Origin of the sequence: Lysinibacillus sp. UGB7, from assembly GCF_049058285.1 — a bacterium.
Taxonomy (GTDB): domain Bacteria; phylum Bacillota; class Bacilli; order Bacillales_A; family Planococcaceae; genus Lysinibacillus; species Lysinibacillus sphaericus_B.
This window is the reverse complement of the sequence record NZ_JBMGUV010000009.1, coordinates 37,124-58,850: the sequence shown is the minus strand read 5'-3', so window position 1 is coordinate 58,850 and position 21,727 is coordinate 37,124. Positions and strand designations below refer to the sequence as shown.

The following is a 21,727-nucleotide window of genomic DNA, read 5'->3' as shown; positions in this document are numbered from 1 at the left end:
TTAACCGACCACCTTTACGCCTTTTTTCCATACTGTTTTCACATGGTTAACACCGAAAATATAATGTAACTTTTGATGATTATGCACATCCCATAGTACAATGTCTGCTTGCTTCCCTACTTCTATCGAGCCAACACGATCCTCAATTTGAAGAGCACAAGCAGCATTATACGTAGCGGCGCATAAGCTTTCTGCTAGTGTCATTTTCATCGTAATACACGCTAAGTTCATGACAAGTGGCAATGAGATTGTCGGGGATGACCCTGGGTTACAATCTGTAGAAATGGCCACAGGTACACCAGCATCGATAATGTCTCGTGCACGTGCCGGCTTCTCTCCTAAATACAGTGCCGTTGCTGGCAATAAACAAGCGATAACACCTGATTTTGCAAGCTCTTCAATCCCTTCATCTGATACTTTTAATAAATGCTCTGCAGAAATAGCCCCTACCTTTGCTGCGACATACGCACCTTTATTTTCTTCTATTTCATCCGCATGAATTTTTGGAATAAGCCCATATTCCTTGCCAGCTAGTAAAACTTGCTCAGATTGCTCTGGGGTAAAGACATCGACTTCGCAAAATACATCAATGAATTTTGCAAGATCCTCTTTAACAACTGCTGGGATCATTTCTTCGATGACTAAATGGACGTACTTATCTGGGTTCTCCCTATACTCCTCTGGCACCGCATGTGCTCCCATAAAGGTTGGGACAATATCCATTGGATGCTTTTCATGCAATTTTCGCATTACACGTAATTGCTTTAACTCATTTTCTAGGTCCAGCCCGTAGCCACTTTTGCTTTCGAGTGTCGTGACACCATGCTGTAAAAATAAGTCCAACCTTCTCGCAGTCTGGTTGAAAATATGTTCTTCTGATAGTGTGCGCATTTTTCGTGTTGTTGCATGAATACCACCTCCAGCATTCATAATATCCATATAACTCGCACCTTCTAAACGCATCTCAAATTCATGCTCACGGCTGCCCCCAAAAACAACATGCGTATGAGGATCTATTAATCCTGGTGTAACAATCTTTCCGGTTGCATCTACAATGTCAGCTTCTTCTGCTCGATGTATATATTTTAGAATCATTTCACGTGTCGTACCCAAATCTTGAATCAAGCCATTTTCAATCCATACACTCCCACCCTCAATTATAGCGAGCTCCCGCATTTCTTCCCGTACACGTGGCCCTTTTTTATCGCTGGCCAGTGTCACTAATTGTGAAATATTTTGAATCCAAATTGGCTTCTGTGACATTCCCTTCATCCCTAACTCCCCCTATATACTAAGGCTTATCTTCTATCTTCAATTTCGTCATCCTTCGGCATTTTCCCTCTTATTCTCACAAAATATCCCCAACATTTGACCGTATAAAGTGAAACTCAAGCAGTGAGGGGTTCTCATTTCCCACTGCTTGGTAGTTGAACCAATCGGGCTGTTACGGTCAGTTGTTCGTCCACTTCGTTCACTCGTTGTTACCTCTCCACTTGAGGTGGCAGCTTACTGACCGTTACTGCGGGATACAGTGAAACTCAAGCAGTGGGGGTTCTCATTTCCCACTGCTTGGTAGTTGAACCAATCGGGCTGTTACGGTCAGTTGTTCGTCCACTTCGTTCACTCGTTGTTACCTCTCCACTTGAGGTGGCAGCTTACTGACCGTTACTGCGGGATACAAAAAAGCAATAACATTCTGTTTAGAAATGTTATTGCTTACAAAGCAGTGCTACCTCATGCATAGAATAGCTTTGGAAATTATATTTTGTTTGTAGTTCTCGATAATATCGTAAAAGCTCCTCCAGCATAGCTAAATTTTTTTCTGTATGCTTGCCGAAATTATGCGGATGCCACCATAAATGATAAAAAGCTCCTGCCTTTGCAGCGGCAAGCATTCCTTCCTTAATTCGTCTTACCTTTAGTCCTTCTAAAATCCACAGTCGCTTGCAGTATGGTCTTAAAAATGCGCTCGAACGTACATTAACGAATCCTTCGTTCTTCATTTCTTCCAATCGTATTAAATGATTGCCTGTTATATTAACATAGCTGTCTAGCCATTTCATCGCACCCAATAGCCTATTTTTTTTTGTAAACTTTTTAGGGCTGTATAATGCGTGTGCTTCATTTCCTCTATAGCATACAAGTCCCGCTTCCAGACAGGCCTCGAAATAACTGCTGTTCACCTGATTGCGAGGGAAAACAATAGATTTCATAGGTGCGATATAATCTGCACTTATCATTGTTGTTGCCTGCAAATCTGCTCGAAAATTATCTTCTGTTTGACCATTCTCCAAGCAATAGTAATGTGAAAACGTATGGGTACCCACTTCCTGATGCGGTGTACAAATGATTGCTTCAATTAAGGATTTGCCAAAATGTAAAGAATCCTCTTGCTCATTTTCGCCTACATTGGCAAGCTGCAAATGCGCAGCAAAGCGTATTTGATCATATTTTACTGGGATTCCCCGCAAATAATGTGCCATTTCATCCTTCGTTTCTGCAAACAATAAACCCACCGTTGCCCACGTTGCATGAATGCCGTATTGCTCAAATAATGTAAGTATTTTAGGCAATGCATGGCGTACTCCATATAAATTTTCATCATATTGTCCACGTTTAAACACATCATGGACACCCCAGTTCAGCTCAAAATCCAAAGAAATAACGAACCCACCACTTTTTACTTTAATTGCTGTTTCCTCCACTTTTGCACGCCCAGTAACAAAGCACTGATTTTCGATTGTGCAATGAAACCAGAATAAACATCTACAACTTGTCCTCCAAAGCTAAGCTTAAATTCTCGAATATTTTTTATATCTGTCAACTCTCCCATATCGTACACCAAACAGCCTTGTTGCTTTAAATGCAATAAATTATGCCATAGCAAGAAGCGGTTAGCATATCGTATAGGTCGCTTTAAATGTGCAGGCATTGATGAAGGGTGACAAGTCGCCACATAATAAGACATGGCTTTATTAGCGTGGACAATATCCAGTCTATAGCATAGTGTTTGTCCACAATTGCTACGTGACTCGGATAATAACAAAGCTCCTTTGTTATTTATCAACGAAATAGACTCCATGTGAGATTTACTCAGTTGCTCAAGTTTTTTCCTTTTGGCAAAATTATTATAAAAGTGTTGAAATGCACGCAAATTCTCCTCTGATGGTTTTTCATATAAAAGCATTTGATAAGCTTCTTGCTGTGCACGGCGGAGCATTTTTTGATTGTTCTTCGACAATGCTGCATACATGGTACGCTCATTATCTGTTAGTCTAATATGAACAGTTTCGCTTTTGGCAAGCTTGCGACTCGGCACAAGTGAATGTGTATGACATACAAGGTTCATTGGCTTTCTAATATTGGCTGGTTTCTCTGCAAAATAAATATGCTGCATTGCGATATTCCATCGCTTACTTCTAATGGATAGAATGAACATCGCCCCCACTCTCTGTGTATTTTTCCACATGATTTCGCTCATAGCGAGCACATTTGAAATGTTTCATTCGAGAAATTCGTTTATAGCCTAGTTGCTGCAATCGTTTACGCCTTCGCCATTGCCAAATGCTTGCTGTTACCCAAAGTGTGTGTGCTGGTTTTATTTTTTGAAAGAAGGCTGTAATAATATCGATATTTTTATAGACATCATATGTTAAAAAATAGGTCTGCTTAGGCAAAGATTCAACAATGTGCAAGGTGTCTACACGCCAGTTATCCGTGTGCAATGCAAACGCAGGCTTACTCGTCTCCGCAAAAGAATCTTTGTAGATTGTATACCCCTGATAGAACAAGGAAATAATTACTTCCTGATCGAGATGTATGGCCTCTTGAATTGACATTTCCTCAAACAACTGCCCGACAGGTCGAAGTGGTGTTTCACTATCTGTGGGGGGTAATTCAAATAAATCTACTTGCTTAAAACGAAAAAACTTTTCTACGAATCGTTGTCCATATTCTAGCCAATCTTTTCCTTTTCCATACTTTACTAAATAACGCAATTGCCCAAGTGTATTACGTTTCCACTCCACCATCCGTTGGTTACGTTTTAACGTTTCCTTTATTCGTTCCTTTAGTGCAAAACCACTTTTTACAAGCTTTGCACGCCTCGAACCGCTGCTGACAATCAAATGCCTTGTAAAATCTATGCCTGAACGCCAATCAAACTTATAAGGCTCATAGCCAATGCTCATATCAAATTTGCTATAGCCCTCATTAAAGGAGCGCTTTATCATATGTTGATTCACAATACGACCGGCCCCAAATGAATTAAAATTCGGCTCGTGTCCAAGTACATAAGACACATATCGTCCTCGACAGCAAAACCCGTATGTGAAAGCAATCCACTGATTTTCAAACACCAAAGCCTGTATATCTACTTTCAACGCATCACCTGTAAGAAGTGTTAGATGCTCGAAAAACTCCTTTTTCTTTCCTTTCGTGAAACTGCTCGTATCTACCTTTTTGGCCCAACGTCTATCAAACAAGCTGAACATCTGCCACAGCTCATTCGGTTCCGGAATTTTACTACTCAAGGCGCCTAAATTTCGTAGCTTTCTTTCTCGTCTATCTACCCCATGCATCTTGCGGCGGTTATTAAAATAACTTGAAAAATCTATTTCGTTAAAGGCAAGATACGGTGTTATTACCCGAAAAATACTTGGTTGTATCTGCTTTTCAATGAAATATTGTTCAATTACCTTCGAAGATTCACCACTCTCCAATAATCCATGAAACGAAAAGATGAGATGGCGGTGCTTTTTTATTATTTCCTCAAACACAAAGGTTGCAGACGGTAATTTCCACTTATTACGCGCTACTATACCTGAATAATTAGCCGTATTTTCACCTGCAAAAGCATACATGACAACCCCCCATTGCTTTCGCACAGTGAATGGGAAAAAAGCGATGATATCGTCTTCTTTTTTAACAGCATATAACTCCACTCGCTCTTTATTTCCGATGAATTTCCACCAATTATAAAACCAAGCATATTCAATAAACGGATTATCATTATGTTCACTCGCTAAAATGTTATCCCAGATTTCCTTATATAATGTAAGCTCATCATCAGTTCTAATACGTATTAATTGCACTTTAATCACCTTTCTTAGCTAACTTTAAGACGGCCTGTTCATAAACATATAATGTTTTCTGGTACATCGGTGAGAATGTAAAATTTCTTAAAAAGCGACGTTCACTTGCATCTCCCATTTTTTGACGTAGTGTTTCATCTGTTAGTAATTGTGTCATTCTTTGTTTAAGCAATTCTTTATCATCACGGTCAATTAAATAACCATTGACGTTATCGGTGACTAGCTCTCTTACGCCCCCTACATTCGTTGCAATGATAGGGAGCCCAGCTCGCATAGCCTCGATAATTGAAATCGGTAGCCCCTCCCAGTCCGACAATAAAACGAATATTTGACTTCTTGCGAGCAGTTCTGTGACTTCTGTTTGATTGCCCAAAAACGCTACACGGTCTGTAAAACCTTTATCTGCAACATATTTTTCAAGTGCCGGACGTCGTGAACCATCACCGATAAACTGAATCCGCCACGGCACTTCTGTTAGTTCTATCAATGCTTCCAATAGTGCATCTTGCCTTTTTGGCACTTCAAAACGAGCAACCATCATAATCAGCGGATATTCTAGACTGTTTTTACTTTGTGTAACGCACTCGCTTAATTGCTCGATGCCATTATGAATCGTCGTTAATTTATGGGCAGGAGCTATACCTTTTGTAAGAGCTAGCTTACGATCATACTCAGATACTGTAATTATGGTCGTCGTTAACGGTTGCACTGTTTTTTCAAGCTGCCGATACATAAGTTTCTTTTTTGGTGGAACCCCGTCTGTAAAGCTCCAGCTATGGGCAGTAAAAACTGTGGGAATACGTAAAAATTTACCCACTATACGCCCAATGGCACCTGCTTTTGAAGAATGAGCCGCGATTACATCGGGTTTTATAATTTTTAAAGCAGATCTCAATTGCCACAGTGCCTGTATATCTTTCGATAAATGCAGCGCTCGTTGCATAGCAGGTATACTGATAACATTAATTTCTTCATCTTGCAAACGCCACAGCGATTCATCATATAAGCCCGTGACTATCGTTACCTCGTGAGCATCTTGTTTTAATTTTATTGCAAGTGCCTCTACATGCTTTTGCGCGCCTCCTACTTTATCCATGCGCGTTATGAGTTGAACAATTTTCAGTATCCATCACCTCCCCACTTTTTATTAGTAAGCACCTGTTCTCGCTAACACTACGACTAAGGTTTTGACAACGATTTTTAAATCCATCCAAAAGCAAAAATTATCAACATATTGAATGTCATATGATATTTTTTGCCCATGTGAAATAGTTGAGCGTCCGTTAATTTGAGCAAGCCCTGTTAACCCCGGCTTAACTTCTAAACGCCGTGACTGCAATGTATTATAAGCATTTGTTATTGTTGGCACATCTGGCCGTGGTCCGACAATACTCATGTCCCCTTTTAAAACGTTAATGAGCTGTGGAATTTCATCAATGCTTAACTTGCGAAGAATAGCCCCCACCTTTGTAATACGCGCATCTTGGTCAGTTTTAAAATAATAATCATCCGGTATGCCATCAGCACACATCGCAGGCATATTTACAGGGATTGCCTGAATGTTCATCGTTCTTATCTTCCAAATGATAAACCGCTGATGATCAGAGCCTGTGCGAATTTGTTTAAAGAAAATGGGGCGACCTGTGGTAGTTAATAAAATGAGGATTACCGCTAACATAAGAGGAATTGTTATTAAAAGTAAGAGTAGTGCCCCTACAATATCTAAAATTCGCTTCCCATACTGACCGTAAAATGTGATAGTCTCAGTTGCCTGCACGTGCAATACATCATCCTTTGCATTTTTTTAGCACTTAACTTTATATATTCATTTCGCGCACTAATAGAACTGTTTCAAGCAAAGCAAAATCACAGTTATTGTGAAAAAAAAGAAGTTATTTCAGATATGATTCTGAAATAACTCCTTTAAAATTTGCAGGTGAAAATGGATTGTTTTTTTAGTTACTGAGCTTTTGCGTTAACCTTGTACAATTTGAATTTGACATTCAATTTGTACATTGCCTTGTAACGCTTTACTAATCATGCAAGTCTTTTCTGCCTTCTCAGCTAATCGAAATATGCGCTTGTGCTCACGATCAGTTAGGTCATTGACAAGTATAGTGGGCTTATGAACGATTCGCTCGTATGTAAAAACACCATTTGTAACATCTACAAACCCTTCTGCTTGCATCGACAAATCCACCACAGGTACTTTTGAATTTTCTAATAGCGTTGCCAGTGTAATTAAATAACATGTAGCCGCCGCACCAAGTAGCATCTCGTCTGGATTCGTGCCAATTCCGGGTCCATTCATTTCCTGAGGAATAGAAATCTTGGTGTTCAATTGACTCGTAGATAAATCACCTGTACCATTTCTTCCCTCTGACCATTTCAAATTCATACGAAACATATGTTGAACCATCTACATCTCTCCCTTTCAGTCATGTGAATAATAGTATCGCCTTGTATTTATAACAAACTAGAATGGTGTGTTGTGGTGTGTTCCTATGAAAATAGTTAAAGTTTCTATAACAGACTCTCTACCGAAGCGGTTAGAGCTGGGACCCGAGCGATGGGGCGCATTTCCTGAGCGGTTAGAGCTGGGACCCGAGCGGTAAAGCTCTCTACCTGAGCGGTCACTGTGGCTACCCGAGCGATAGTGCTTCCTACCTGAGCGGTCACTGTGGCTACCCGAGCGATAGTGCTTCCTACCTGAGCGGTCACTGTGGTTACCCGAGCGATAGTGCTTCCTACCTGAGCGGTCACTGTGGCTACCCGAGCGATAGTGCTTCCTACCTGAGCGGTCACTGTGGCTACCCGAGCGATAGTGCTTCCTACCTGAGCGGTCACTGTGGTTACCCGAGCGGTAACAGCTACCCACCTGAGCAGTCCAACTACCACCCGAGAGGTGACCATTCAATTGGAAGGATAGTAAATGACGTCTATCTGAAGAATACCCGTCCTCTAACCAAAAGAGAGTCGGGCATCCTATTAATCTGTTAAAGCATAATTTTTCGTTGCTTCCCCATGGCGGCTTTTTTTCGTCGCAGTTTGATATTCTGCTAAACGCGCAGTTGTACGCCAGTAGTGATAGACAAGGCGATCGATCCACAGTAATGCTTCTACTTTCGACACCGCGGTTTCTAACTCTACCATGTTGCCAACAGAGTTCTCAAAATAAGCATTGCGTTTATCTCGTCGTTCAGCTGCCATTTCAGCCGATGTTTCCTGTAAAAGCATCGAAATCTCTGGGAGGCGGCTATCCTCATCTATAATGATCAGCACTTCCTCCAGCACTGTCAGCCATTTTTTCGTTAATCTTGGTTGTAATTGAAGTGTATTGGGATGTTGTTCACGAAGTGCCTTTGCCAAACGATACAAATGATCCAATGCATGTAACAGTGAAATATGCTTATAACGGTCTTTCTTAGATGTTGATTGTATGGCATCCATGAACAAACGCGTTTTTTCAATTGCCTCATCAATTTGATTTAACTTAATTTCAGCTTCTGTTGTTATCTTTTGCGTTTGAATGAGCGTCACAATAACTGTTGTTAATTCCCTTGTTATATCCTGGAGTGTATTAAATGAAACTTCCACAGCGACTCCTGGCACCTTTGCTACGCTATCATCAAGATTGCGCGTTAAATAGCTGCCCTTTTCAGGAATTATTTTCTCAATTAATCGTGCAAATGGCCGTGCAAATGGCACAAATATAATTGCACCTACAACACTGAACAGTGTATGGAATACTGCAATACCTAGTGTTGCATCGAAGCTATTATTAATGGTTATTGTCACAAATTCAGTTAGTTTAAACATGAGCGTGGCACCGAGTGTTACAATGATTGCTGTTGCAACGTTAAATAGCACATGCGTCATCGCTGTTCGCTTGGCCGCGGTTGAAGCACCAATTGCTGCAAATAGTGCGGTTGCGGTCGTACCAATATTTTGACCTATGACTAAATATGCCGCTTGTTCAAAGTCAATAGCCCCTGCATATAACGCCGTCAATGTAGCAGCAATTGCTGCACTTGATGCCTGCATAATGACTGTCATGATAAGCCCCAACACGATTAAAATGACTTTACCTCCAATTGTATCCGCCTGAAACGAATCAAATGGAATCATATCCTGTACAGAGGCCATTCCGCCTTGAAGTACATCAATGCCTAAAAATAATAAGCCAAAGCCTGTAAAAAGGCCCCCTGCTGCTTTAACATCACGAGGTGCTAATAATTGCACAAATACACCAAATGAAATGAAAGGCAGTGACATGGTTTGCATATTAATCTTGAAGCCAATTAACGAAATAATCCATCCCGTACTTGTACTCCCAATATTTGCACCTATAATGACCCCAATGGATTGTACAAATGTTAAGAGTCCCGCACTGACAAAGCCGATTGTAATCAACGTTGTCGCAGTAGAGGATTGCACTATCATCGTCATCAATGTGCCTGATAGTACCGAACTAATTGTGCCTCCGGTAAAACGGTTCAACCATTTTTTCAAAGCATCCCCTGCTAGCTCTTTTAAACCGTTAGTAAGCATCGTCATACCGAGTAAGAATAAACCGATGCCCCCTAATACATTAATCAAACTACAAACACTCCTTTTGTAATATTTTACAAATGTCATGAAAAATTAATAAATATTTACAAAAACAAATAATACTTAATATTACCATCTTTATATTTTATAGGATAGCTATGTTTGTTGCCCTTTTATGAAAAAAACAATTGACCTTAATTTATGGTAAAATAGAGAAAATATTTTTTTAGGAGATTTAATGATGATTTTAACAAAGCAAGAAGCATTACAAGCACTCAATAAAAATCAATTTATCGGTTTTACTATTTCAACAGGCAATATAATTATAAAGAAGGTCAATAAAACCGACTATAATATTTTTGTTTATGAAGAAGGTAATGAAAAACCAATGCATTATGTAGGCGCAATCATGAACGTGATGGCCACGATGAGCGACAAAGCTTCAAACAAGGATTTTATAATTGTAGAGGATCTACCTACGCAAAATACCGCTGAAGAAGCTTCTGAAGTAGAAACGGATGAAAAAACAGCAGAGCTTCGTGAAGACAAACGAGTAGTGTCTGGCTTTGAAGGTTTATATGAAATTACTGCGAGCGGTCGTATCATTACAGTTCGTGAAAATCGCCCGTTAGCTAGATGTAATGATGAGTATGGTTTTCATATCGTCCGTTTAACAAAAGACGGTGTAGCATCTAATCATAATGTATTTGAGTTATGGAAACAGGCATACCCTGAGTTAGAACAAACCAATTTCAAAGGTGCATTAAAAGCAAAATATGGCACTGGTTGCAAACTTTCTGACAAGCCAGGCGTTCACTTCTAAACATAAAAAATCCTCATGCCCAAGTAAAAGGCCAGACTGTCTACAACCTCAAAAGATTGAGGTTGTAGACAGTCTGGCCTTTTAAAAATAGAAGTACCTATATGAAACGATTGATTTCCGCTACGGCGGACGCTTTTCGCGGGCATGACTTCAGTCTCCTCGTCGCTACGCTCCTGCGGGGCCTTTAGCTCATGCTATTCCCGCAGAAGTCGCCGCCTGCGCTAATTAGACATGCTGACAGTTGACCAAATGGTGCCTGAGGTCCATTTAGTACATAAGTGGGAAGCTACTAGTGATTTTAAAAATCTATCCATTAGTAGCATCTCAGGTCTCGAAAATACTTAATGTTTATAGTTTTTTTCTATTAAATATAGAAGTATTATATGAAACGATTGATTTCCGCTACGGCGAACGCTTTTCGCGGGCATGACTTCAGTCTCCTCGTCGCTACGCTCTTGCGGGGCCTTTAGCTCATGCTATTCCCGCAGAAGTCGCCGCCTGCGCTCCAATCAACTAGTGTAGTCGATAAATAATTGAGGTGATGGATAGGAGGACCAAACATATAAATAATGAACGAGATCAATAAGAAATGCTGACATCGGATAATCATTGAACGTCCTATTTTGGCGCATCATGTGGAAGAAGTCGATCATTTACGTCATCAAAGTGACATGAGGCAAATCTATGTACGTCGCAAAGAAACGATTGAACTTGTAATTAAGGATGCGAAAGAAAAACATGGTATGCGTTGGCTAAATCTTGCGAGGGATTAAAAAATTGTCCATGCAGGCGATGCTTACTTTTACTGCCATGAATTTGAAAAAGCTAGTTAATCACATTCCAAATACCTTTTGTCGTTTTTAAGGTGCATTTCAAGCCGTTCACGCTCTTTGATTTGATTTTTTGTCATCATGATCATCATCACCTTAAGGATTTTTAGCAGGTTAGGAGCAGAATAGGATATCCGTAGGCGATACAAGTTGATTGGCGTGGAAGGCGCGACACTCCTGCAGGAACAGCACGTGGGGAAAATCCATTTTTGCGGCGACCCGCAGCAAAAATTAGTTGGAGCCGTGCCTGCGGAAAGGGAGCGCTTGGAACAGAAATCAACGGTTTCTTACGATTTATTCAAAAAGAAAAAGACTGTAGGCACTGAGGATTTTTATTTATATAAGCAATGGAAACATTACTAAATGCCATATATGTTCAAATTTTTGCCCTTTACACTGTATATACTTTGCCCATTCATTTTCTTGACGAGAAATCTTTTTCCATTTAAATAACCGACTAATCCGTACTCGTTCCACTTTTTCAAACCCTAACTTCATAAGTGTTCTTCGTTTGCGCCATTCATACCAATTGACAGTGATACATATCGCCCTTCCTTCTTGCTGCACCTGTGCTATTATTTTCGGAAATAGCTGAGTGGTATACGCTTTAATATACGTTGAATTAGGCGGAAGTTGCTGAGTAAAATCGATCGCTTCCTCTCGTATAAATTGGTCATGGCGCAAAAATAAAACTTGTTGTGTGCCGTCACCATAAAGCCTATAACCTTTAAAATATTGTGAAATGAGCTCTGATCGATTGTCACTTTCCAATGCATCCTGAATTGATATTTCCTGTAAATCCGTTGTTGTTTGACGTACATTACTCTGTAAATAATATAAGTCAAAACTGGTTACAGCTATCATGCGATTTATTCCTTTTTTAAAGGTCATAAACCAATCTTTCAGCCTGGCTTCTTTTAAAAAATATTGAAGCTCACCAAATCGATCACGTTTCAACTTTACCAGCTGATGATTATCACTTAATTTTCTTTTCAATGTATCATGCAATACCATCATCAGCCGTAAAACACGTTCTCTGGTTCCTTTAGTACTCATAACAAATTTTCGAGTGAAATCTATATGTGTATACCATTCAAATTTATACGGTTCATAACCGATGCCAAAATCATAAAAGCGATAGTTTGAACCATGTGCCTTCAGCATATTTGCTCTTTCAATTAAACGCCCAGGACCAAATATATTGAAATCAGGCTCATGGCCCATCGCCTGACAAAAATTCCGCTCTCTGCAACAAATATCTATTGTAAAACCAATCCAATGGTCTTCAAACACTAGATTGTCTACTTCCACACGAAAAGCTTTACTTTGTTGCATTGCTAAACGTTCAAAGAAAAGACGTGTTTGTTGTTTTGTAAACCTACTCTTATCAATTTTTTTGCGCCATCTTCTTTCAAACAGCTCAAACATTCCATCTAAATTTTCCGCACTAACCTCTTGAAATGTTAATTGCCCAAGTGACCTTAATCTTTTTTCTCGACGATGAATGCTCTTAAACTTCTTGTGATGTTTTTGTAGAAAAGCTTTTAGCTCCATTGATTTAAAATCTATATAAGGAGTCACAGTGCGGAAAACTGAATGGGGTAGTTGACGTTCTTGCGCATATTTTTCCATTACATAAGATGTTTTCTTACTTTCTAATAAACCATGCAAGACAAAAATAATTCTTTTATAGTTTCGTGTAAGTTCTTTTAATAAGAAATCCATAGCTTGTTCCTTCCAAATACCCTCAGCAATTACTTCCATATAAGTAGCATATCCTTGTCCTAAAAAGCTAAATTGATGGATACCACCAAACCGAACAAAACGGATGAAAGGGAAAAACGCTATACTGTCTCCTTTGTACTCGACAATGTAAATTTCTACATTTTCTTTGCTTCCGAGTGTCGTCCACCAAGTCGAAATCCATTCATATTCTATAAAAGGATTATCATTTTTCTCACGTTCAAGTATTCCTGACCAAGTGTCCTTATACGACTCTAGCTCTTCAATCGTTGTCACGAGTCTATACACTAACACGTCGTGTTTAGTCACTCCTTTTTACTTTCGCTGAAAATGCTTTGTTGTTTTCAAGCAAATCATTCTGAATGTTTATTTTTTCAATTGTGCACTTCATTAATAGACAATATATTCCTATATACAAAACATTAGAACAATTAGCCTAAACATTCAATAAGTGCTCATTTTGGTATGCTATATAGGCTCTGTCTTTTTTTTCGCAAGCTTTAGGCATCGTAAAAAACCTCCCAATTCAATAAAGAATTAGAAGGTTTTTCTACAAGTAAGTTTTATACCTCTACTAGGGCCGCTTGTTGTTCTTTACTTGCTTTTGCCATGTGAGAGGTAGCAATATAGCTTAAAGTCATGCCAGGCCCGAGTGTCGCACCTGGTCCTGGATAGGTTTCGCCCATAATAGAAGCCGAGCAATTTCCAGATGCATAAAGGCCTTCTATCGGCGTACCATCAGCCTTGACAACACGTGCTTGCTCATCCACTACTAAACCGCCCTTTGTACCAATATCACCTGGATATATTCGCAGAGCATAGTAAGGCGCTTTGCTCAATTCAGCTAAGTTCGGATTTTTCAACGTCGGGTCACCATAATAATTATCATAGGCACTATCCCCTCTACGGAAATCATCATCGTGGCCATTACGAGCAAAGTCATTAAAACGCGTAACTGTTTCTAGTAAATTCTCTGTAGGTACGTCCATCTGCTGCGCTAGTTCTTCAATTGTTTGTGCACTTTTCACAATACCATGGTCAAACCAACTTTTTGGAAATGCTTGCCCAGGAAATAACCCCGTAAAAATATATCGACTCTTTGCCGTTGCATCAATAAGAATCCAAGACGGTACAGCTTCATTCGTCTCCTTATGATGTGCTAGCATATTGTCTACAAATTCATGATAAGGGGCAGCTTCATTTAAATAACGTTTACCCGCATTATTAACAACCATCATATTAGGCACACCTCGGTCTGCTACTAGGAAGAATGGTTGTCCATTTGGATCAATTACTGAGGGTGCTCCCCAAACTTTATCCATAAGATCTAATGTTGCACCGATTCGTAAACCTGGTTCGATAATGTCTCCTGTCTGCCCGTCTGGAGTAGAAGTCCATTTGGTATCTGTTGGGCTCGGCAAGTATTTCTCACGATACGCTTGATTATGTGAAAAACCACCAGATGAAAGGACAACACCTCGCTTCGCCTCAATATACAGCTCTTGTCCCTCTCGTTCTACTAGTAAACCAACAACACGATTATTTTCAACAATAAAATCTTTAAACGCTGTTGAAAGCCAAAGTTCACCATTCGCCTCAGCTAGTGACATTCTTAGTCGTGCAATCATTGCTTCTCCTAAGGCTACTGGCTGACTCCCTGTTACTTTCGATTTCACTAGTCGAACGCCTAATTTCAACGCAGTTGTTTTACCAACCGTTGTACGTCTAATCATATTTACCTTATGGAATTCATAGCTATTCATCGTGAAGCCCTTAGTGGACATTGTTGAGCGCCGCATTGTATCTACTAAAGTACCCATCTTTTTTACATCAAATAAAAGTGGCTCAATCGAACGTCCTTGAGCGAAGCCCCCTGGTTTTTCAGGATAATAATCCGAATAACCTGTAGCATACTGGAAGCGCATATGATTCGTATGATTGTATAAAAACTTTAACATTTCAGGTCCACGTGTAATGTAAGCTTCTTTTAATGCTGCCGGTACTCGATCCCCAATAGTTGAATCCAAGTATAAACGAGCTTGTTCGTGTGTATCAGGAACTCCTGCACCTTTAATCACATGGTTATTTGGAATCCATAGCGCACCACCAGATAATGCAGATGCCCCACCATAATAATCCGTTTTCTCGATGACTAATGATTTCATTCCCTGTAGCTTTGCTGTCAGCCCTGCCGTTAACCCCGCTGCCCCTGATCCTACAACTACCACATCATAACTCGCATCCCAATTCATACACACATTCCTCGCTCTCATTAGTAGTTACTAAATCAATGAATCTGTATAACTACTAAAAGTATAGAATTAAACTAAAATTCAGTCAATTGAATCTACTAATTATTTTTCCAAATTATAACTCTGACTGGTTAGCAATCACATAGTAGACGTGAATGAAATAGAGCGTTTCATATCAGAGAACAATTAGAACATGTTAACGCTTTTTCCCAATAAAAATCCAAACAATATGGATAATACTATAAATCATTGGCAGGTAAAACAAACTACCACTTGCCCACGGAAAGCGTCCACCTGTAGCGAAATATACCTATGTGATAGGAACAATTTCTTTATTTTCTTTCATAATATTTGCCTTTTTGATATGAAATTGCTTCATTTATATGCATTTCACATAGTGTAATTTATTTTTAAAAATTGCAGCAGTTATCATATAAAACTCTAGTTTGCATATATTTGGTAAAACAGCTTAAAGATTATGATGGGGTGGAGGAATACTGTAGTTGAGTGCAATGATACTTGGTGGTTTTCTATTTTTCAGTGTCAGCGTAGGCGGGGCTATCGCTTGGATTTTTTCAAAGTTATTTCAGCATACAACTGAAGGTTTATCACTGTTATGTGGTGGATTTTTAGTGGGGTTGCTTGCGTTAGATATCATTCCAACTTCTTTTGACATGTACAAGTCCTTTAGCATAATTCTCGGCATAGTCATCGGCTATCTGATGTTTCAAATTCTTAGTAGCTTATTTCACCCTACTAATTCTCAAAATCCCTCCGTTTTCTTACTTGCATTCGCTATGATAATTCATACAATTCCAATCAGCCTCACCGTCGGAAATTTACTAGGGAATTCAGCCCTTGGCATCACCATTACCGCCTCAATCATTCTTCATCATCTTCCGGAGGGTTTTGCTTTTAGTACGGCTCTTCTTTCCCAAGGAGAAAAACTATGGCGGCTGTTTCTTTATTTTATAGGTTTTTCAATATTCTTTAGTGTCTTTATTTTAATCGGTCAATACACCAATTTGACCGATAAGGTACAAGGTATCCTAATGGGTGTATCCATCGGTTTGATTGCTACAACTAGTATTTCTGAATTTATCTTGCATCATATTCGAGCAGTGTCGGTAAGGTTATTTTTGACATATATACTATTGGGGTATTTTTTGAGTTATGCGTTTCATTTAATGATATAAAGGGGCGATGCTACAACCTATAAAATTTACACATCGTCCAATTCAATAAAAAATCAAACAATGTCAAAAATGACTTCGTTGGATCCAGGCTGTAGACAAACTCAAAAAATTGAGTTTGTCATCTTTTAAAATAGAAGTATCTACATTTTACCGTTGATTTCCGCTACAGCGGACGCTTTTCGCGGGCACGGCTTCAGTCTCCTCGTCGCTACGCTTCTGCGGGGCCTTCAACTCATGCTTTTCCCGCAGAAGTCGCCGCCTGCGCTCCAATCAACTAGTGTAGTTATAAATGATTGAGGTGATGGATAGGATAACGAACAATAGTAATAATGAACTTATTATTTACAGTACTTTTTCTTTTAAAAATAGAAGACTCTATATGAACCCGTTGACTTCCGCTACGGCGGACGCTTTTCGCGGGCATGGCTTCAGTCTCCTCGTCGCTACGCTCCTGCGGGGCCTTCAACTCATGCTTTTCCCGCAGAAGTCGCCGCCTGCGCTCCAATGAACTAGTGTACCCTATTCAATAACAACGAAAGAAAGCAGAATACAGTATAAATCCTATCCATTTCAATGCACAAGTTGTCCCTTATTGGCTCCATGTACGACGAGTAAGGATCATCAGAAAATCATTGAACGTCCTATTTGGGTGCATCATTTGGAAGAAGCCTATCATTTACGTCATCAAAGTGACATGAAGCAAACTATGCACGTCGAAAAGAAACGATTGAACGCATATTTACGGATGCGAAAGAAAAGCATGGTATGCGTTGGACGACCTTATAAGGGATTAATAAATTGTCCTTGCAGGCGATGCTTACTTTGACTGCCATGAATTTGAAGAAGTTAGCTAATTGGACATGGCAAAGTCCGAAAATGGAAGAAAATAGTTGAACGTAGCGTACTACTCTGTTAATAGAGTTATTTGTAACTACTATTTCTGATAAAAAATCAAAAGGTATTCGGAATGTAATCATTCCGAATACCTTTTGTCGTCAACCTAAATCCAACATTGTCAAAAATGACATTATTGGATTTTCTTTTTGGTTAAGAAATTCTATTCACATAGTAATATTTGTCTTTCAAAAGAACCTTTTTTTACGACACAACGATCGATTATTTCAAAGCCTGCTTCATTTACCATATTGTCAATTGTTTCAATAGTCACAAATAGGACTCTCTTTGCAATACGACGCGCTGATTTAATAATCATAAACTGTGAATCCACTGAAATATGTGTAAATAAATTATAAGGTAAATCAATAATTGCCACATCATAGCTTTCCGTTATTTGTGCTATATCGCCCATTAGCACTTCTCCTTGTAAGCCAAAGTGAGCAATATTTATTCGCGAGCCCTTCACAACAAGTGGATTAATGTCACGGCCAACAATATTCATATTCATGGACAATGCTTCTATTAAAACATTGCCGATACCACAACATGGATCAATCGCTCGTACACCTGTTGGATTCGGAATAGCAATATTAGCGACCGCTCGTGCAACCCGTGTACTTAAAGCTGTCGAATACATCTCAGGCTTTTGCTGATGCTTGAGCCAAACTGCCTCACCTTCAACATAATAACCAAAATACCAACGATTATTATGCCAAACAAGTCCAAATACAATATCGGGATTATCTAAATCTGGCTCTGCCTGTATACATAAGCCAATTTCTCGCTCCACCTGATGACGTTCATGCTGTTGAATCTTCTTAATATCCCCAAGGTCATTCTTATTTAAACATAATACTTTAAATGTACCTTCTCCTAATACAAGATTCTGTGCAAAATGGGCAATGTCTGCAACATGAGCTGCTTCGTATAGCACATCTAACCGACTACGCATAAATGGACTTCTACTCGGCTCAATTTTTTGGGGTGCTACTAGCATATTCGATGCTGTATCAAAGCCAAACATCGCGCGCATTTCTAAATGACAAAGCTCTCGCTCATTTATTTGCCACGCATACGTATAAAGATAAGAAGTAATCGTTTGCTCTATCATACTGTCTCCTCAAGTTCTTCAAGTAGCCCGAAAATAAAACGATACAAACAAACCAATACTTCTGCAAATGACTGTTGCTCACTAAATTCATCAAGCGCATTCAATGCAAGATTAATTTCCCAAAGTCCATCCTGCCCCGAAAATGCCGCACTATACGTCATGTTCTCATGTTGCAAATGTGTTATTAAATACGTATGTAATAACTCACCTTGCTTCTTTTGCAATCGTAGACCAAATAAGGCACTATACACACCGAATGCCTCATCAAATTCTAGCGCAAAGGAGTCCACGCGAATGACTGCTAGACGATCAGACGCCACATACATAAATTCATTCGCATGCTCTCTTAAATATTGTACGGCTCTTTCCAAGAACGACTGTGATTCTTCTGCTAGCAACTCTTCACTTAGCTTGTCGCATCGTTCTATCACATTAACATGTAAATAACCTAAATCCTGCACTGTCCGATTCAGCAGCAACCCATGTTTTTCTGCATACGCTTTTTCCACATCCAATAACGCAAGGTCAACCTGCTCATTCATCAATAATTCCATTTGTTTTTTTAGCAATTCGCCAGCTCCAATCAATTACGCCAATGGCTTTATCTTCATTCATTCCATATCATCTCATCATCTATAGAGGTGTACATTTTCTGTAGCTGTCACTACGCTTTTGGGACAATAACATAATGTGCTGAATAAAGATAAATTTATCTTAACCATCAGTATAACTTAGTTTGCATAACAATATGAAAAATATCGGGTGTTACTGGTAGCGAAGATTCTTTTTACCCTATACTTTCACGTTGTGACAAAAAAGATTTCCCTAGTATACATTGTTTCAGATTATTGATAGCGATAAAGTAACCTAGCAAAAACGCAAAAAAGGTGATGTGATGGAGTATCCTCCTTGCACATCACCCTAACTTTATTTAATTGTTGCTGCTATGGGCATGGAAATAAAGCCATTTCCCAAAAACTTGCTATTCCTCTTCGCTCATCGTCATTAACGTAAGCGACAGAATTTTAGAAAACTGTGCACGTGTCAGGTTGCCTTTAGGATTAAATTTACCATTCGCACCATCAATAATACCTAATTGCTGTAATAACCCAATCGATTCTACAGCCTCCTTGCGCATCTGATCCTTATCAGTAAATGTATTATTTTTGCTAGCTTTCGCTACATCAAACTCCATTCCTTGCAAGTAGCTTGCAGTTACATACGCCATTTCCTCACGTGTTGCTGGTTTATTTGGCTCGAAATTATTGCCATCAAAAATATCGATTAAGCCATACTCTTGTAAAATCGCTACTTCTCTTGCACCCCAAAACCCTTGCATATCATTATATGTAGCAGGTCCTTCATAATCTTCATTTACATCTAGACCAGATGCACGGAAAATCATAGCTGCTAATTGACCACGCGTTACTTGACCATTCGGATTGAATGTTGTGTCAGTAGTACCGCTTACAATCCCTGCTTGATAAAGTAATTGGATATAACTTTCAGCCCAATGTCCAATAGTATCTGTGAAATATCCACCTGGCTTTAATTCAAAATCTGCGCGATTAAAGACCATAATTAAATCATTCAAATCTTGACCGCTAACAGCTTCCCATTTACCACCTGTATATATTTCAGCTGTAAAGGAGTTGCCGGATTGTGTAATTTTCATTTGAATAGAGTCTCCGAAAAGTTTTTTATACTCTTCATAGTTCTCTTTAAATGCCTTTTCTCCCTCTGGATATAGGTTTGTCCCATCCTCGTAACTTTTCATCAGTGCTGCTAATGAAAATTTTACAGTAATACTATTACTAGTTGATACTAGTGTCAGATGATCATCTGAGAATAGTTTGGAAAGTAAAAACATTTTATAGATATCTTGATAGGACATCGATTGTACCTGACTAGTGTTTGTTGATGCCACTAACAATTGTTTATTGACAATTTTTGTAACATCTACATTCTCCTGTGCTTGTGCTTGGAGTCCAAATCCTCCTGTTAAACATGCAATACTAAGTGCTCCAGCTAACATCGTTTTTTTCATTTTTCTTGCCCCTCTCTTTTCATAAATTTAGTGTACTAAAACAACAGTTAGTAAATCTATAAAAATATGTAAGTACTGTAAAAATATCAAAAAGTCCTATTCTTTACTACAAAAAGGACTTCCGAATTATTCATCCAAATCGCAAAACCCATTAGTAAAGCACTATTATTAAATAGGTTATTTAACCCAATGTGAAATCGGTATATTATCGTGCTCTCCTATGTTTTCGACTAATAGGTGTGCCCTATTTAAAGCAAACAAGCGAATGAGCATAGAAACCTTTACTGTACATATAATTTAGTAGTCAGTTGAGACGTATATGGTTTTTCGATTTTAATGTGTGCTAGCAATAAATAATTGTAGGAGGGCTTGTATGGTTACAACCCCCGGCATTGGGGATTTACGTTATGGGACGCAATCGAATGGGACAAAGTTTTTCACTTTGATTGTCGAAGAAATAACATGGGAGCTTGTAGACGGTATTTTTATTAAGGCATGGGATATAACGGTTCCACACCCGGTCCTACTATTCATGTCTACTCTGGGGATCAAGTCTGTATTCGTGTTATTAATCGCTTACCTGTAAAAACGAGTGTGCATGGGCATGGTTTAATTGTTCCGAATACGATGGACGGTGTGCCTCTTATCGAACCTTCCCCGTTTATAGAACCTGGGCATTATTTTGACTACCATTTACAATTAAAAATCCATCTGGCACATATATGTATCATTCTCATGTAGATGTTGCGGTGCAAGATGCGGGGCTGTTAGGTGGCTTCATTGTCGAAGATCCAACACTACAAAACCTCCCAATGTATAGAAATTATCTATGTTTACTGGAAGAATGGGCGATTGGTGAGCTACCATGGGAGGGATTTGACAAAAGGTACGTATCCCTTAAATTTTGTCAAACGAGTTCGTTTCGGCAACATTCAAATGAATCACCATCCCATGCATCTCCACGGTCATCAGTTTAGCGTTGTAGGAGCAGATGGTTTCCCAATTGCTGAACACACGCAAATTTGTAAAAATACGATTCTCGTGGCTTCCGGCGAAACATGAGATATCAGCTTTCAAGCCAACAACCCTGGCATCTGGCCGTTCCATTGTCATATGCCACACCATGTCACAAATAATGGAGCACCTGGTGTTGGGGAAACGAAAGTTGTCTAATAATCTCTTAT

General features: G+C 39.2%; 17 protein-coding genes and 4 pseudogenes. 8 read left to right on the top strand and 13 right to left on the bottom strand.

Annotated elements, in window-relative coordinates; genetic code table 11:
* From hutI to ACOMCU_RS10220, 8 genes are all read right to left on the bottom strand, one after another.
* Nucleotides 1-1,263, bottom strand: a complete 1,263-nt coding sequence (hutI, locus tag ACOMCU_RS10255; protein ID WP_421050162.1) for an imidazolonepropionase — start codon at nucleotides 1,261-1,263, stop codon at nucleotides 1-3.
* 446 nt (nucleotides 1,264-1,709) lie between these two features.
* On the bottom strand, nucleotides 1,710-2,705 hold the full coding sequence (locus ACOMCU_RS10250; RefSeq protein ID WP_421050111.1) for a polysaccharide deacetylase family protein: 996 nt from the start codon (nucleotides 2,703-2,705) through the stop codon (nucleotides 1,710-1,712).
* Nucleotides 2,681-3,469: a hypothetical protein gene (locus ACOMCU_RS10245; RefSeq protein ID WP_230491810.1), complete on the bottom strand. Its 789-nt coding sequence runs from the start codon at nucleotides 3,467-3,469 to the stop codon at nucleotides 2,681-2,683. Before ACOMCU_RS10245 ends, ACOMCU_RS10250 begins: the two co-directional genes overlap by 25 nt.
* Complete coding sequence (locus ACOMCU_RS10240; protein ID WP_421050110.1) at nucleotides 3,420-5,093, bottom strand: GNAT family N-acetyltransferase; 1,674 nt, start codon at nucleotides 5,091-5,093, stop codon at nucleotides 3,420-3,422. The genes ACOMCU_RS10245 and ACOMCU_RS10240 overlap by 50 nt, the downstream gene beginning before the upstream one ends.
* 1 nt (nucleotide 5,094) lies before the next feature.
* A complete protein-coding gene (locus tag ACOMCU_RS10235; protein WP_421050109.1) occupies nucleotides 5,095-6,189 on the bottom strand; it encodes a glycosyltransferase family 4 protein in 1,095 nt (364 codons plus the stop codon).
* 51 nt (nucleotides 6,190-6,240) lie between these two features.
* Nucleotides 6,241-6,870, bottom strand: coding sequence for a sugar transferase (locus tag ACOMCU_RS10230; RefSeq protein ID WP_421050108.1), 630 nt, complete (start codon nucleotides 6,868-6,870; stop codon nucleotides 6,241-6,243).
* Between the two features lie 198 nt (nucleotides 6,871-7,068).
* The gene (locus ACOMCU_RS10225) at nucleotides 7,069-7,512 is read right to left on the bottom strand and encodes an SACOL1771 family peroxiredoxin (RefSeq protein WP_421050107.1); all 444 of its coding nucleotides are present in this window, start codon (nucleotides 7,510-7,512) and stop codon (nucleotides 7,069-7,071) included.
* 569 nt (nucleotides 7,513-8,081) lie between these two features.
* Nucleotides 8,082-9,692 (bottom strand): Na/Pi cotransporter family protein, encoded by a 1,611-nt coding sequence (locus tag ACOMCU_RS10220; protein ID WP_421050106.1) that lies wholly within the window; start codon nucleotides 9,690-9,692, stop codon nucleotides 8,082-8,084.
* A gap of 193 nt (nucleotides 9,693-9,885) precedes the next feature.
* Here ACOMCU_RS10220 and ACOMCU_RS10215 point away from each other — a divergent pair, with 193 nt between their 5' ends.
* From ACOMCU_RS10215 to ACOMCU_RS10205, 3 genes and pseudogenes are all read left to right on the top strand, one after another.
* On the top strand, nucleotides 9,886-10,467 hold the full coding sequence (locus ACOMCU_RS10215) for an NUMOD4 domain-containing protein (protein WP_010857422.1): 582 nt from the start codon (nucleotides 9,886-9,888) through the stop codon (nucleotides 10,465-10,467).
* A gap of 596 nt (nucleotides 10,468-11,063) precedes the next feature.
* Nucleotides 11,064-11,331: pseudogene (locus tag ACOMCU_RS10210) on the top strand (transposase); the annotation flags it as partial.
* A 116-nt stretch (nucleotides 11,332-11,447) separates the two neighbouring features.
* Nucleotides 11,448-11,660: a hypothetical protein gene (locus tag ACOMCU_RS10205; RefSeq protein WP_010861324.1), complete on the top strand. Its 213-nt coding sequence runs from the start codon at nucleotides 11,448-11,450 to the stop codon at nucleotides 11,658-11,660.
* Here ACOMCU_RS10205 and ACOMCU_RS10200 read toward each other — a convergent pair.
* Entirely contained in the window at nucleotides 11,634-13,334 is a 1,701-nt protein-coding gene (locus ACOMCU_RS10200) for a GNAT family N-acetyltransferase (RefSeq protein WP_421050105.1), read from the bottom strand. The two genes, ACOMCU_RS10205 and ACOMCU_RS10200, sit on opposite strands and share 27 nt — an antisense overlap.
* Before the next feature lie 269 nt (nucleotides 13,335-13,603).
* Entirely contained in the window at nucleotides 13,604-15,292 is a 1,689-nt protein-coding gene (locus ACOMCU_RS10195) for an FAD-binding protein (protein ID WP_421050104.1), read from the bottom strand.
* Nucleotides 15,293-15,804: 512 nt separating this feature from the next.
* Here ACOMCU_RS10195 and ACOMCU_RS10190 point away from each other — a divergent pair.
* Nucleotides 15,805-16,488 carry a ZIP family metal transporter gene (locus ACOMCU_RS10190; RefSeq protein ID WP_230491922.1) on the top strand — a complete coding sequence of 228 codons (684 nt, stop codon included), beginning with the start codon at nucleotides 15,805-15,807 and terminating at the stop codon, nucleotides 16,486-16,488.
* Nucleotides 16,489-17,008: 520 nt separating this feature from the next.
* Nucleotides 17,009-17,382: pseudogene (locus tag ACOMCU_RS10185) on the top strand (transposase); the annotation flags it as partial.
* Nucleotides 17,383-17,545: 163 nt separating this feature from the next.
* On the opposite strand, the gene ACOMCU_RS10180 reads toward ACOMCU_RS10185, so the two are convergent.
* The 3 genes from ACOMCU_RS10180 to ACOMCU_RS10170 all read right to left on the bottom strand — a co-directional run bounded on the left by ACOMCU_RS10180 (nucleotide 17,546) and on the right by ACOMCU_RS10170 (nucleotide 20,543).
* On the bottom strand, nucleotides 17,546-18,496 hold the full coding sequence (locus tag ACOMCU_RS10180; RefSeq protein ID WP_421050103.1) for a TRM11 family SAM-dependent methyltransferase: 951 nt from the start codon (nucleotides 18,494-18,496) through the stop codon (nucleotides 17,546-17,548).
* On the bottom strand, nucleotides 18,493-19,065 hold the full coding sequence (locus ACOMCU_RS10175; RefSeq protein ID WP_036132426.1) for a hypothetical protein: 573 nt from the start codon (nucleotides 19,063-19,065) through the stop codon (nucleotides 18,493-18,495). The genes ACOMCU_RS10180 and ACOMCU_RS10175 overlap by 4 nt, the downstream gene beginning before the upstream one ends.
* A 413-nt stretch (nucleotides 19,066-19,478) precedes the next feature.
* Complete coding sequence (locus ACOMCU_RS10170; protein ID WP_421050102.1) at nucleotides 19,479-20,543, bottom strand: S-layer homology domain-containing protein; 1,065 nt, start codon at nucleotides 20,541-20,543, stop codon at nucleotides 19,479-19,481.
* A 373-nt stretch (nucleotides 20,544-20,916) separates the two neighbouring features.
* Here ACOMCU_RS10170 and ACOMCU_RS10165 point away from each other — a divergent pair, with 373 nt between their 5' ends.
* The 3 genes and pseudogenes from ACOMCU_RS10165 (at nucleotide 20,917) to ACOMCU_RS10155 (ending at nucleotide 21,716) form a co-directional block, all read left to right on the top strand.
* A complete protein-coding gene (locus ACOMCU_RS10165; protein ID WP_421050166.1) occupies nucleotides 20,917-21,129 on the top strand; it encodes a hypothetical protein in 213 nt (70 codons plus the stop codon).
* Nucleotides 21,039-21,520: pseudogene (locus ACOMCU_RS10160) on the top strand (multicopper oxidase domain-containing protein). Before ACOMCU_RS10165 ends, ACOMCU_RS10160 begins: the two are co-directional and overlap by 91 nt.
* A pseudogene (locus tag ACOMCU_RS10155) lies at nucleotides 21,480-21,716 on the top strand (multicopper oxidase domain-containing protein). Before ACOMCU_RS10160 ends, ACOMCU_RS10155 begins: the two co-directional pseudogenes overlap by 41 nt.
* Nucleotides 21,717-21,727: the final 11 nt, after the last annotated feature.